General features: G+C 73.5%; 11 protein-coding genes. 2 read left to right on the top strand and 9 right to left on the bottom strand.

The window, feature by feature from the left end; translation table 11 throughout:
- Window positions 1–26: 26 nt before the first annotated feature.
- Window positions 27–1,322, bottom strand: coding sequence for an alpha/beta hydrolase family protein (locus GA0070213_RS16950; RefSeq protein ID WP_175441375.1), 1,296 nt, complete (start codon window positions 1,320–1,322; stop codon window positions 27–29).
- A 159-nt stretch (window positions 1,323–1,481) separates the two neighbouring features.
- Between GA0070213_RS16950 and GA0070213_RS16955 the strand changes: the two genes are divergently transcribed.
- Window positions 1,482–2,330 carry a hypothetical protein gene (locus GA0070213_RS16955; RefSeq protein ID WP_091064606.1) on the top strand — a complete coding sequence of 283 codons (849 nt, stop codon included), beginning with the start codon at window positions 1,482–1,484 and terminating at the stop codon, window positions 2,328–2,330.
- A 13-nt stretch (window positions 2,331–2,343) separates the two neighbouring features.
- On the opposite strand, the gene GA0070213_RS16960 is transcribed toward GA0070213_RS16955, so the two are convergent.
- Window positions 2,344–4,314: an acyl-CoA dehydrogenase family protein gene (locus GA0070213_RS16960; protein ID WP_091064609.1), complete on the bottom strand. Its 1,971-nt coding sequence runs from the start codon at window positions 4,312–4,314 to the stop codon at window positions 2,344–2,346.
- A gap of 197 nt (window positions 4,315–4,511) precedes the next feature.
- Here GA0070213_RS16960 and GA0070213_RS16965 point away from each other — a divergent pair, with 197 nt between their 5' ends.
- Window positions 4,512–5,783 carry a serine hydrolase domain-containing protein gene (locus GA0070213_RS16965; RefSeq protein ID WP_091064612.1) on the top strand — a complete coding sequence of 424 codons (1,272 nt, stop codon included), beginning with the start codon at window positions 4,512–4,514 and terminating at the stop codon, window positions 5,781–5,783.
- Between the two features lie 26 nt (window positions 5,784–5,809).
- On the opposite strand, the gene GA0070213_RS16970 is transcribed toward GA0070213_RS16965, so the two are convergent.
- The 7 genes from GA0070213_RS16970 to GA0070213_RS16995 all read right to left on the bottom strand — a co-directional run bounded on the left by GA0070213_RS16970 (window position 5,810) and on the right by GA0070213_RS16995 (window position 13,413).
- Entirely contained in the window at window positions 5,810–7,216 is a 1,407-nt protein-coding gene (locus GA0070213_RS16970; RefSeq protein ID WP_091064615.1) for an alpha/beta hydrolase, read from the bottom strand.
- A 106-nt stretch (window positions 7,217–7,322) separates the two neighbouring features.
- A complete protein-coding gene (locus GA0070213_RS16975) occupies window positions 7,323–8,504 on the bottom strand; it encodes a helix-turn-helix domain-containing protein (RefSeq protein WP_091064619.1) in 1,182 nt (393 codons plus the stop codon).
- Window positions 8,491–8,661, bottom strand: a complete 171-nt coding sequence (locus tag GA0070213_RS31575) for a hypothetical protein (RefSeq protein WP_175441377.1) — start codon at window positions 8,659–8,661, stop codon at window positions 8,491–8,493. The genes GA0070213_RS16975 and GA0070213_RS31575 overlap by 14 nt, the downstream gene beginning before the upstream one ends.
- Window positions 8,662–8,741: 80 nt before the next feature.
- Complete coding sequence (locus tag GA0070213_RS16980) at window positions 8,742–9,953, bottom strand: helix-turn-helix domain-containing protein (RefSeq protein WP_091064623.1); 1,212 nt, start codon at window positions 9,951–9,953, stop codon at window positions 8,742–8,744.
- A 255-nt stretch (window positions 9,954–10,208) separates the two neighbouring features.
- The gene (locus GA0070213_RS16985) at window positions 10,209–10,877 is read right to left on the bottom strand and encodes an HAD family hydrolase (protein ID WP_091064626.1); all 669 of its coding nucleotides are present in this window, start codon (window positions 10,875–10,877) and stop codon (window positions 10,209–10,211) included.
- Between the two features lie 150 nt (window positions 10,878–11,027).
- Entirely contained in the window at window positions 11,028–12,308 is a 1,281-nt protein-coding gene (locus tag GA0070213_RS16990; RefSeq protein ID WP_091064630.1) for a GAF domain-containing protein, read from the bottom strand.
- Window positions 12,309–12,420: 112 nt separating this feature from the next.
- Window positions 12,421–13,413: a hypothetical protein gene (locus GA0070213_RS16995; protein WP_245716428.1), complete on the bottom strand. Its 993-nt coding sequence runs from the start codon at window positions 13,411–13,413 to the stop codon at window positions 12,421–12,423.
- Window positions 13,414–13,476 lie beyond the last annotated feature (63 nt).

Below are 13,476 nucleotides of genomic sequence, written 5' to 3' on the forward strand. Positions count from 1 at the left end.
TCCGCGTCGGTTCCGCTCCTCCTGGTTCAACGGACGAAGACGAGGTCCGGGAGGCGCCGGGACGGCCCGTCCAGCACGTGACCGTCGCGGCCCCGCAGCCACCTGTCGAAGAACGCGGCGACGACGGTCTCCTCGGTGTGGACGGCCCGGGTCGGGTCGATGTGCCCGATCGTCGCGGTGACGAAGCTGTCGGGGAGGTCGAGCTGCCGGGCGATCTGGGGGAGCAGCGGCACGGTGTCTTTGTAGGAGTCCTCACCCTTCGCCCCGGCGAGGTGCAGGTCGACGCGCCAGCCCGTGCTGTGGTCCCACAGCATCGTCCACGACGGCGTCCGGTGGTGGTCGGTGCCGGAGTCGCCGACGAGCAGGAACGGCCGGTCCAGGCCCTGCCGGGCCACCGGCCACAGCCCGATCGGATCCGGGATGATCGGTGACTCGATGCTGCCCCCGAGGTCGACCGCGGCCCGGATGCGGGGTTCCTCGCGCATCGCCTGCAGGGCGGTGAGCCCGCCCGCGGACACGCCGAGCATGCCGGTCCGGCGCAGGTCCAGCGCGCCGGCGACGCCGGCGGGAAGCGCCCGTCCCTCCGCGTCCGGGTTCGTCCCGCGGTCCAGGGCCGCAAGCTCGTCGAGCACGAAGCGGGTGTCGTCGAGCCGCACGTCGAACACCCGGGCCGCCAGCCGCTGGAAGTCGTCGGGCTGCTGGGCCTCCTCGAACAGCTGCGCCAGCCGGCCGGGCACCACCCGGCCGCCCGGGAACTCCACCTCGGACGCCTCGTAGGTGTGGTCGACGGTCACCACCACGTACCCGCGGCTGGCCAGGTCCTGCACCAGCGTGGTCGCCCAGGTTCTCGGGTCACCGGCGCCGGGGGAGTAGAGCAGCACCGGGAACGGCCGGCGGTGCCGGGCCACCGGCGCGTCGCGGTGGCCGCCGGTCCGGGTCGCGGCGAAGTCCACCCGCCCGGCCGGGATGCCGTACAGGCCGGACGCGGCGCCGTCGGCGCCGCCGAAGTGCGCCGCCGCACCGGGCGACATGTGCGGCGCGCGCGGGAAGCGGTCGACGTCCCGGGCCGGGTACCAGAGGCTGACCATCAGTTCCCGGCGCCGTGGACCGTCCGTCCACGGATCGGTGCGGGAGCGGTCGACCAGGTGCAGCTCCGTCGTGCCGACCGGGTACGGACCGGTCGGCGCGGGCAGGATCAGCCGAGCCGGTCGGTCGGTTCCCGACGAGGCCGGTGGCGCGGCGGACGACGGTGTCGCGGCGGTGATCGTCACGGCGCCGACGAGCAGCGACGCGACCAGTGCTGAGCGGATTCTCCGGATCATGGACGACTCCTGGGCGACCGGGGGCCGCACCGGACCGGCGGCCCTTCACCAGTCCGACGCTACGAGCGGCACGCGCGGCGAACATCGAGGCCAGCACCCAACTCCGGCCGGGGGAAAACCTCCGGCGTCGCGCTGGCGGTCGATGTCTACCCTGGCCCCGTGACCTTCCTGACGGTCGTCATCGGGGTCGCCGGATTCTTCGGCTACGCGATGCTGGTGCTGGCGCCGGTCCTGCTCGCCCTGGCCGTGTCGGAGGGTCGCCAGCGCCGGTGGGTCCGCCGGCATCCCGTGTCGCCGTGTGCCGCGCTGCGCCCCGGCACCGGCCTGCCCCGGCGCTTCGCCGTGTACGGCGAGACCGTGCCGGGCCCGGACGGGTCGGTCGTCGCGCCGCTGTCCGGCACCGAGGCGGTGTGGTTCCGCACGCTCGTGTACTCCACCCGCAGCGTCGGCGACCCCGGTCTCACCCACACCGAGATCCTCTGGGAACGGTCCGCGGGCGACCCGTTCGGGGTGGCCGACCGCACCGGTACGGCCGCCGTGACGGCGAAGATGCTCCAGGCGTCCGTCACCGACCCCCGCCTGTCGATGTGGGCGGCCACCCGGCTGCCGGTGGCGCACGCCGGTCCGACGCCGGTGCGGACCGTCGTCAGTGAGGAGACCACGAGCCATCGCCGCAACGGCCGGTGGCTCCAGCACCTCGTCGACCGGGGAGTGGTCCCGGCGGACGCGGCGAGGCGCGTGGACGCGGTACGGGTGGTCGAACAGGTCGTGCCGGCCGGCGTCGGACTGCACGTGATCGGCCAGCCCGTGATCCTCGACGGCGGGCTCGTCGCGCTCACGCTGCCCAGGACCGGCCGCTACCTCCTGCTGACCCGGGAGCCGGCGGCGACCGAGCGGGAACTCGCCGGTGGCCGTTCGTACGGCATGGGGTGCGCGCTCTGGGCGGCGCTGGTCGGCGCGGCCTGCCTCGCCCTGGTCTGGGGTGTCAGCTTCGCGCTGGCCCGGTGAGGGCGCGGGCCGGTCAGCGCGCGGTGGCGTCGTGCGCGGCCATGGCCTCCTGCCGGTCGGGCTCCTCGCGCAGGACGGCGCAGTGCAGCCAGGCGTCCGGGATCGCGAAGCCGTCCACGAGCGTCCGCAGGTGCGGGCGCAGCTCCTTCAGCAGGCCGTTCACCACCGCGGTGATCGCCTTGGCGCGGGCCGGGGTGAGTCGGCCGTGTTCCAGCAGCCAGCCCTTGTCGGCCTCGATGACGCTGAGCGCGTAGAGGTCGCAGACCCGGGAGAGCAGCGCCCGCACCGCCGGGTCCGCGGTGGCGTCGATGCCGGCGACGAACGCCTCCAGGGTCACCCGGTCGACGTGCGCGGCGGCCACCGCGAGGACGTGGTCCTGCACGTCGTTGAAGATGTCGAAGGGCCGGTCCTTCTTCGTGGCGGCGCCGTTGCGCAGGCGGCGGACCGCGCCGTCGAGGCGGTGCCGCTCGCGGTCCTCGAAGACGGTGAGCTGCCAGCCGCGGTCGGTGACCGCGACCTCCTCGTCGCGGCCCGGCACGGCGCTGACCAGCCGTTCGATGAGCGCCCGCGCGGCGGTGCGTTCGAGCACCATGTCGCGGACCTGGTCGGCGACGAAGGAGGCGCGTCCCCAGCCGTCCAACGAGCCGAACTCGTCGCGGTGGCCGGTGAGCAGCCCCTTGGCCACCAACTGCAGCAGCACCGTGTTGTCGCCCTCGAACGTGGTGAACACGTCGGTGTCGGCCTTGAGGCTGGGCAGCCGGTTCTCGGCCAGGTAGCCGGCGCCGCCGCACGCCTCCCGGCACATCTGGATGGTGCGGGTCGCGTGCCAGGTCTGCGCGGCCTTCAGGCCGGCGGCCCGGGATTCCAGCTCCCGCTGCCGGTGCTCGTCGACCGGCCCGTCGCCGCCCTGCACCTCGCTGAGCGCGGTGACCAGCTCCGCCTGGGCGAAGGTCAGCGCGTACGTGGTGGCCAGCGCGGGCAGCAGCTTGCGCTGGTGGGCCAGGTAGTCGTTGAGCAGCACCTCCCGGTCGGCGTCGGGGGCGCCGAACTGCCGGCGGATGTCGCCGTAGCGCACCGCGATGGTGAGCGCCGCCTTGGTGGCCGCCGATGCGGCGCCGCCGACGCTCACCCGGCCGCGGACCAGGGTGCCGAGCATGGTGAAGAAGCGCCGGGAGTCGTTCTCGATCGGGCTGGTGTAGGTGCCGTCCGCGGCGACCTGGGCGTAGCGGTCCAGCAGCATGTCGCGCGGCACGCTCACGTGGTCGAAGCTGAGGCGCCCGTTGTCCACACCGAGCAGACCGGCCTTCGGCCCGGCGTCGCCGATGGTCACCCCCGGCATCGGGGCCCCCCGCTCGTCGCGGATCGGGACCAGCCAGGCGTGCACGCCGTGCCGCCGCCCGTCGACGATCAGCTGGGCGAAGACCACCGCCATCCGACCGTCGCGGGCCGCGTTTCCGATGTAGTCCTTGCGCGCCGCCTCGTGCGGGGTGTGCAGGTCGAACGTCTGCGTCCGCGGGTCGTACACGCAGGTGGTGCGCAGCTGCTGGACGTCCGAGCCGTGGCCGGTCTCGGTCATCGCGAAGCAGCCGAAGATCCGGCCCGCGATGATGTCACGCAGGTAGGCGTCGTGGTGCCGGCGGGTGCCGAGGGCCGCGACCGCGCCGCCGAACAGGCCCCACTGCACGCCCGCCTTCACCATCAGCGACAGGTCCACCTGGGCCAGCATCTCGATGGCGACGATCGAGGCGCCGACGTCGGCGTCGCCGCCGTACTCCTTCGGGAAGCCGCCGCCGATGCCCAGCTCGACCGGGAGTTCGCCGAGCAGGCGGCTGATCCGCTCGCGCGCCTGGTCGCCGGTCTCGCCGTAGACCGGCAGGAAACGTTCGTCGAGGTGCTCGCGGTGCGCGTCGCGGACCCGGGCCCACGGCCCGTCCAGCACGGCCCGCAGGCGGGCCGGGTCGACGGGGCCGGTCTCGCTGCTCATGGCTACCTCGGGAGACGACGTCATGGGTACCGCTCGTACCCGGTCAACGCCGTCTACCTGCCGGGGTGACGCGGTGAGAACCGTCACGGCCCGCGGGGGATCGGCGAATGTATCGAGAAACGCATACGTCGGCGCAACAGCGCTCCCACTTGACTGGCGGCACGGACCACACGACCGGATGAGGAAGGACCGTGACCATGGACTCGGATCCCGTACGTGGCGTCGACCGGCGGCGGTTGCTCGGGTGGGGCGGGCTGGCGGCGGCCGGCGTGGCGGCCGGCGCGCCACTGGTCGGCGCCGGCGCCGCCCACGCTCAGGCCGCCCGGGCCGACCCGACCTCCGGCCCGTCCCGGCCCGGCCGGATCCCGCCGGCCACCCGACCCGGCGGCGCGTACGACCGGTTCGTGGCGGAGCTGGCGGCGCAGGACAAGTTCTCCGGCGTGGTGCTGCTGTCGTACCGGGGCCGGACGGTGTTGTCCCGCAGCTACGGCATGGCCGACCGGGAGCGGGGGATCCGCAACCACCGGGACGTGGCGTTCAACCTCGCCTCGGCGAGCCAACCGTTCCTGTCGGTGGCGATCCTGCAACTGGCGCAGCGGGGCCGGGTGACGCTGTCGGATCCGGTCGGCACCCACCTGCCGGGCCTGCCCCGGGAGATCGCCGAGCGGGTGACCATCCACCACCTGCTCGTCGGCACCTCCGGGCTGGACGCGCCGATGCCCGACTGGACGCGGGTCTTCCACAGCCGGGCGGAGGTGCGGGAATACCAGCGGTGGTGGATCCGGCAGGCGACGCTGGTCGGGGTGCCCGGGTCCAGCTCCAACGGCCACCTCCCCGGCTCCGGCGTCGGCCTGGCCATGGCGGCGCGGATCGTCGAGGTGGTGTCCGGCCTGACGTTCTGGGACTACGTGGACGAGCACGTCTTCGCCCGCGCCGGCATGCGCGGCTCGGGGTTCTTCACCAGGACGCAGTGGCTCACCGACCGGCACATCGCGCACCCGTACATGCGCCAGGCCGACGGCAGCCGGGTGGACGCGGTGCGTCACCTGGACCGGGGCAGCGTGGAGCCACCCGTCGAGGGCCGCAACCCGGGCCGCGCCTTCATCGGGCACGCCTCGGGCGACGGCTTCGCCACCGCGCCGGACCTGGCCCGCTTCGCGGACGCGCTGCGCGACGGCACGCTGCTCGACCGCCCCTGGGCCGAACTGTTCGCCGCGGCGAAGCAGCCCGGCCCGGCGCCCACCTCGTTCGACGCGTACACGATGCCGGTCTCGATCATCGGTGACCAGTGGGTGTTCGGGCGCGGCGGTGGGGCCGGCGGCGTCGGCGCGAACTGGACCGTCTACCCCGACAGCGGGTGGGTCGGTGTGGTCCTCAGCAACTACGACGACATGCCGTTGCTGGAGATCTGCCTGGCGGAGATCGAGGCCGTCACCGGTGTGCGCCTCGATCCGCCCGAGGGCGGCTGACGCGCCGGAGGAGTGCCGTCCCCGGTTCAGCCCTCCGCGCACCGGGCGCCGGGGGCGGGCACCGTCAGGTCGACGAGGTACCGGTCCACCACCGCGATCGTGCAGGGGGTGCGTTCATAGGCGCCGTGCCCCCAGCCCTCGTACGTGACCAGGCGCCCGTGCCGACCCAGCTGCCGCGCCACGTTCGTGGCCCAGGCGTAGCCGGTGCGGGGGTCGTGCCGGGCGTTGAGCAGCAGCAGCGGCGTGCGGGTGTGCACGCCCAGACGGTGCGGCGGGTTCCGGACCGGGGACGGCCAGCCGAGGCAGGTCTGCACCGCCAGCAGCCCGGCGCCGTAGCGGACGTCCGGCGCGACGGCCGCCGCCTCCCGGACCAGCCCGGCGTACTCGTCGTAGTCGCGCACGGCGGCCGGCCAGTCCGCGCAGAACGCGGCCACCGCGATCGGCAGCCTGAGCTCGTCGGGTGGGTCGCCGGCGTCCATGTCCCGGATCTCCGCCGCCAGTTGCGGCCAGCGCGGACCGGCCAGCATGCCGAGGGCTACGGCCGTGACGTCGAAGGAGGTACGCGGCGCGTATCCGCCCCGGTCCGCGCGGGCCAGCACGTCGGCCCAGACCGACCGGACGTCCCGGCCGTGCAGCACACAGTCGGTCGACCTGTCGCACCAGGACACGAACTCGTCGAACGAGTCCTGGAGCGTGGCCGCCTGGGTCCGCACGAACGGCCGCACAGAGAGGCTGTGGTCGAACACACCTTCGAGCACCACGGCCCGCACCCGGTCGGGGTGGCGCTCGGCGTACTGCTGGCCCAGCAGCGTGCCGTACGAGCTGCCGTGGAACGACAGCCGACGCTCGCCCAGCGCCCGCCGCAACGCCTCCAGGTCGCGCACCGTGCTCAACGTGTCCGCGTGGTCGAAGACGGCGCTGGTCGGCCGGCACCGCTCCCACAGCGCCCGGTTGTAGGCCACCGCGGCGTCGAAGTCGGCCTGGTCGGCGAGGGGGATCGGCGGCCGGCGCAGCGTCGGATCCGGCGTGCAGACTCCGGCGGCGGTGCGGGCCACCGTACGGGGGTCGAAGCTGACCAGGTCGAACCGGTCGAGCATCTCGTCGCTGAACCGGTCCCCCTTGCGGATGCGTTCCACCCCGGAGTCACCTGGGCCGCCCGGCCCGAACACCAGCGTGCCCACGCGCCGTTCCGGCACGCGCGCGGCCCGGCGCGCCACGGCCAGCTCGAACGTCGGGCCGTGCGGGCGGGCCCAGTCCACGGGCAGGCGGAGCCGGGCGCACCGCACGGCCGGGTCGAGCGGGACACCCGGCAGGTCGTCGGCGCACTCACCCCAGGTGAGACCCGGTGGCCCCGGATCGGCGCGTGCAGGCGTGGGCGCGCCGGCCAGAAGGGCGAGTACGGCGACGGCTAGGGCCAACGGACGACGGGACACGGCGCCTCCTGAGGTCTGGACGTCCGTCCATCGTCGACTCGCGCCCCACCCGAACCCCATCGGCGATCACCCGGAGCAGACCCTGAGGTTTCGTCCCGGACACCGCTCAGCCCACCCCGAGCGTGGCGGCGAGCTTCGCGATCGTGGTCGGGGCGCGCGGGTCCCTCACCACCTCGGCGAGGATGCGCCGGGCGACCGGCCGGGACGTGATCTCGGCCGGCGCGGTGCGTTCGACCTCGCTCAACATACGGGCGGCGTTGCTCGCATCCCCGGCGTGCAGGTGGGCGCGGGCGACGTCGAGCAGGTGCGCAGCACGGTGTTCGGCGGGCAGCCACCGCCAACCGGGCCGCGCGATCGCCTTGTCGTGCCAGGCGATCGCCGCACGGGCGTCGCCGACCTCGACGGCTGCGGCGGCGCGGGCCAGGTCGACGGCGGTGGGCCCGAACCCGGTGCGGTGATGGTCGCACCCGTCACCGACCTGCTCCGCCATGCCGGCGGCCTCATCGATCAGCTCGCCGGCGGCGGCCTCCTTCCCGTCCTGCGCCGCCGCCAGGGCGGCCTGGATTAGCAGGGCCCCGCACAGGGACAACGCCGCAGGCGCGGCGTCGTCGATCACCGGCGGGGTGATCCGGTACGCGGCACCGAGCAGCACCGACCTCGCCTCCCGCACCCGACCGAGCGCGCGTAGGACCTGCCCGAGCTGCACGGCTGCGGCGCTGACCAGTTCCCGGTCGTCGGCGGCCGCGAGCATCGCCCGATCGACGGCCAGCCACGCCAGCCCGGCGTCGCCGAGCTTGAGCGACAGAGAAGCGACGATCCGGTACGCCTCGACCCGCGGCGCCTCGGCGTGCGTGCGCTGTGCGTTGGTGAGCAGCTCGGGCACCAGGTCGACCACCTGCGGATAGCGGGCGTACTGGAAGGTCGTCCACGCGTACCCCACGTCCCGCAGCATCCGGTCCACCGTCACCACCGGGCCGCCTGCTGGCTCACCCCACGGGATCTCGTAGCGGGACAACGCCGCCCTGATCCGGTCGACGCCCTCGACGGGACCCGTTGCCTGGACCGACGAGGCGTCCCGCCCGACCAGCGCGGCGGTGTCGACGCGCAGCACGCGGGCGATCTCCTGAAGCGTCGACAGCTTGTCCAGTCGCCGGACGCCCCGCTCGACCTTGTCGACCCAGCTCTTCGACTTGCCGAGCTGGTCGGCGAACACCTGCTGCGACAACTTCCGCCGAACCCGCCAGTACGCCACCCGCCGCCCGACCGGTAACAGTTCAACGCTGCCCACGACGCCACCGCCGATCCGGTACCGCCCGGGTGGTCTCCTCCACCGGAATCCGATCCGCCTCCGCCTCGGCCAGAAGCCGCCGCTTCGCCGCCTCCCGCTCGGCCGCCTGAATCTGCTCACCCCGGCTCACCGCCGGCTCGTCACCCTTGCCCCGCATTACGTCACCTCCGCCACTTCAGGTGACGGAGAAGCTACGGAAGGCTATGAGGCGGAATGGGTAGTGTTCGTACCTCTAGATCACGAGACGAGGCCGACCTTCATCGCGAGGTGACGAGCCTCGTCCCGGATGAAACGCGGACCGTCGAGCAGGTCCAGCGTGATCTGGCGGGCGTACCCGTTGAAGCGGATCGTCTCCGGCGCCGACCGGTACGCCTGCCCCAGGAACGCCACGGCCGCCTCCTTGTCGTTCTTGCCGAAGTGCGCCCGCGCGACCTCGATGAGATGACGCGCCCGGCGGGGACGCGACGGAATCGCGGCCGCGTCGTGGCGACGTGCCTGCCGCACCGCCTCGCCCGACTTCTGCAACTCCACCGACACCTTGACCGCGTGAGCACCCATGACGACCCGGGAGAACGACGTCTGCGGCTGATAGAAACCCGGCGGCAGGCGGTCCGCCACCCGGTCGGCGCGGTCCCAGAACCGCCAGGCCCGACCCTCCTCACCAGCACGCGCGGCGGTGTAGGCGGCCTCGAAGTGCAACGCACCCCACAACGCCAGCAGATTGGTGTCCGCCTCGGCCGCGTGTGGCTCCAGGGCCGACACAATGTCCATGGTCACCGCCATCGCGGTGTCCCAGTCTCCCGCGTCCCGATGCACCTGGCACAGGAACCACCCCGCACCAGCCACCGCCTCCGGAACTCCGGACTCCTGCGCCGCCACCATCGCCCGATCGGCGACCCGCCACAGCAGCTCGGCAGCGGGCTGGTAGGCGAGAAACATCTGCGCCAGTCCGAGCGCCTCCGCCAGCAGGGCCTGCGCCTGCCGACGCTCACCACCCTCGTACGCCAGCGCGGCGCGTTCCACGTCGCGCAGCAGCCCTGGCAGCAGGCCACCCAGCACCGTTCGATGGTCCGACGCCTGATGACGTGCCCGCCACGCCGCGTCGAGGCGTTCTCTGAGGCTGGACAACGACTCGGGCGGTTCGTCGACGGAGAGCGAGAAGCGGTTCACTGCGTCCCGCACCGACGCCAACGCCGGATGTTCCGGCCCGTTCACCGCGGCCGACCGGTCGCTCAACTCCCCGACCAGCGCGGACACGTCGACCTTGAGCGCACGCGCGATGCGGTCCAACATGTGCACCCGCGGCGGCAGGATCCGGTCCGTCTCCACCGCCTTGACCCATTCGGCGCTTCGACCCACGAGCCCACCGAGCACCGCCCGGGTCTTACCGGACCGCTCCCGGTAGACCTTCAACCGCTGCCCGAACGTCAGCTCTGGCAGGGATTCCATCGCGAGCCTCCTCGTAGCGCAGGCACGCCGCCGGCGAGCCGGCCGCGCCAGTCCACGCTACCGAGCCTGCGCCCACCGCATAAGCCCACACGCCGGGCGGAGCGGATCTCGAACTCGGACGTCAGGCAGGAGAATGACCCTCCATGCGGGAAGCGAGCATTCTCTGTCCCGCGCGCTCGCGGCGGGGGAGTCCAAACCGGCCGATCTCCGCGATCTCCGACCTGCCATGTCGGCGGATAGGAGCGAAGCCGGCGGTCACCGGCTCAGGATCCTGAGCACGTGTGCGAAGCCGCGTTTCTGCGCGGGCGAATCCACCATCGGCAGGATCAGCGCTGGTATGCCGGCGGAAACCGATCCGCCGTCGCCGGTGGGATGATCACCGACCATCAGGGTCTGGCCCGGTTCGGCATGGAGGACTTCGAGGGCGGCGACCCAGATCCGAGGGTCCGGTTTGACGAAGCCGACCTCGTAGGACAGCACGAACGCATCGACATGGCCGTCGAGTCCGTGCCGCGCGAAGCAGGTGCGGATGTCCCAGCCGACGTTGCTGACGACGCCGATGCGAACACCGCTGTCACGCAGTGCGGACAGGGTGGCGGCGGTGTCGGCGTACGGCTCGATCGCTTCGGCGTGTGTTTCATGCAGGACCGATGCCAGCGCCTGGTCCACGCCGGGAATCTGTTCCAGCACGGTGAGGATGGCCCGATCCCAGACTCGCGGATCCAGATCTCGGGCGATGTGGGCCGGATCCGTGGCCGTCTCCCGCAGCAGGTCCGCGAAGTCGCCGGCGATACGGTGCGCCTCGCCGGCGGCCAACGTCCGGTCGATCGATGCCGCCGCGTTGCCCACCCAGCGCTCCGAGTCCCTGGCGAACAGAGTCCAGGCGAAGTCGAACAGCACTGTCGTCAGGGGCCCGGCGGTCATCGCGTCACCCTAGATCACTGTTGCGACCCACCACGTCGGTGCGTCGTGATAGGACACCCAAGATTGTCCGCGACAACCGCCTTTTCGGGGAACTGACACCGACATCGCGGAAGCTCCGAGATCACGCGCGGCCACCGGCCGCACGGCCGGTCAGCGGTTGAGGTAGGCGGCCAGGCCGCCCAGTTCCTCGCTGGCGATGAAGACCGACCGCACGTTGAGGATGGCTTCCTCCACGTGGATGGGGCAGCCCCACGCGGAGTCGCCCCACGAGTCGGCGAGCTTGATCTCGGCCGCCGCCTCGCACCCGTCGGCGCCGCCGAGCTGACACCGCTCGGGGTGTGGCGTGGCGGCCTGCGCGGCGGCCGCGGCACGCACCCGCGCGGTGATCTCCGCGGCGAGGGCGGCGCGCTGCTCGGCCTCGGCGCGCAGTTCCCGCTCCGCCCGCACCACGGTGGCCAGCTCGTCGTGGGCTGCTCTGGCCCGGGCGTCGGCGGCCGCCTTGGCCTGCTCGATGTGGTGCCGTTCGATGGCCAGCGCGGCCGTGTCGGTGAAGACGCGGGCGAGCGCGAGGTCGGCGTCCCGGGGGACGCGTGGGGAGCGGTGGTACATGGCGAAGGTGCCCAGCAGGCCGCCGTCGCGGCCGAGGATCGGCGTCGACCAGCAGGCCCCGAGCCCGGCCCGTTCGGCCAGGTCGCGGAAGTCGGTCCAGAACGGGTCGGTGGCGATCTCGGTGACGATGACCGCTTCCCGCCGGTGGGCGGCGGTGCCGCAGGAGCCGACGCCCTCACCGGTGGCGATCCCGTCGATGGCCTGGTTGTAGAAGTCGGGCAGGCTGGGCGCGGCGCCGTGGCGCAGGCGCCGGCCGTCGGGATCGGCGAGCAGGACGGAGACCAGCACCTCCTCCGGTGCGAGCCGCTCGATGCAGCGGGCCATCCCGTCGAGCACGTCGGTCAGCGGCGCCTGACGCGCGATCTGCTCGACCAGGCCACGGTGTTCGGCGAGCAGGCGTTGGGCGTGCTTCACCTGGGTGGTCTCCAGGCCGATCACCCGGATCCCGACGACCGTGCCACGGGCGTCCCGCCGCGGCTCGTAGGTGAAGTCGAAGAACGCTTCCCGCGCGTGCGCGCCGAGGCCCAGCATCACGCGCACGTCACGGCCGGTGTAGGGCTCGCCCGTGCGGTGGACCTGGTCCAGCAGCGCGATGAAGCCCTGACCGGCCAGTTCGGGCATCAGGTCCGCGAGCGCCACCCCGGTGCGAGCCCGTTCCTCGCCGATGGCGGCGAAGAACGCCGGGTTCGCGCTCTCCACCACGTGCGCCGGCCCGGTGAGCGCCGCGAAGACCGCGGCGGACTGCCCGAACAACGACCGCATGTCCTCGTCCGCGCCTCGCCCGGCGACCACGGCATCCTGCCCGCCCGCAACCGCCGTCATGGTGTGGTCCGCCTCTCCGTCGATGCGTGTTGAGCAGGATGAGTTCCGGTGTGTGGCTCGTTCGTGGAGCGGCAAGCGTACCGATCGGGGCGGCTTCGCTCGACATGGTGTCTCAGCCCGGGTGGACGGTGCCTGCCGGACCGGGCAGCCTCTGGTCGACGACGAGCACCGGACCGGTCCGCCGTCCGCCCCCCGGCGCGCGGGTCAGCCGTTGCGCCGCCCGCGCCGGGTCGTCGTCGCGGGCCACCTGATCGAGTACGCCTACCAGGTCGTCGCCGTGCGCGTCGGCGACGGCGGCGCCGACGACGGCGATGCGCCGGGAGGCGACCCGGGCGGGTGTCGTCGGGACCGCGGTGGCGGTCGACCCGATCGGCGGGCTCGATGGCACCCCGGCGAGGCTCGCGTCCCGGTGGCCGACGACGGCGAGGTCCGGTGCGCCGCAGCGCACCGCCGCCAGGCTCCCGGTGCGGTCGACCTGCACGACGGTGGCGTGCAGGTGCCCGGCCGGGGCGGTCTCGCGTACCACCTGGTCGAGCGCCTCGACCAGCTGCGGCAGCGACCGGCGCGGCTGGCCGGCGTGCCGGCGGAACGCCAGCTCGATCGTCCGTCGGCCGGCGGGCGTGGCCAGCGCGGGGCCGGTGACCGTGCCGACCAGGACGCGCAGGCCGCCGTCGCGCAGCGGGACGGCGGCGCCGACCTCGCCGGGCGTGCCACAGACCGCGAGCGCGGCCCGCCCGGGGCCGGCCGGCATGGTGAACACCGCGACGTCGGGCGGTGCGGCGGCCCGCACGACCGCGCTGGACCGCCGCCGGCGCCGGGCCCAGGCCAGGGCGGGCGCCGCGGCCAGCGCGAGCGCGGACGCGACCAGGGCGGACGGTTCGCTGCGGTGACCGGGAACGACGGGTACGACGACGGACGCCAGCACCAGCACACCGGCCCAGGTCGACACCAGCGCCGCCACCCGGGGCCGGGTCGAGACGCCGAGCAGGCCGGGGAGCAGCACCCAGCCGATCGGGGTGCTGATCTCGGCGGCGCCCATCAGCACCGCGTTCCCGGTGGTGCCCGCGAGGGCGGTCCGCATCGACAGCAGGGCACCGGAACGCATCAGGCCGTCTCCTCGTGGTCGGGGTCGGCGAGCCTATCCGGGCAACCTGCATACCTACCCCGT

Source organism: Micromonospora humi, assembly GCF_900090105.1.
GTDB classification, from domain to species: domain Bacteria; phylum Actinomycetota; class Actinomycetes; order Mycobacteriales; family Micromonosporaceae; genus Micromonospora; species Micromonospora humi.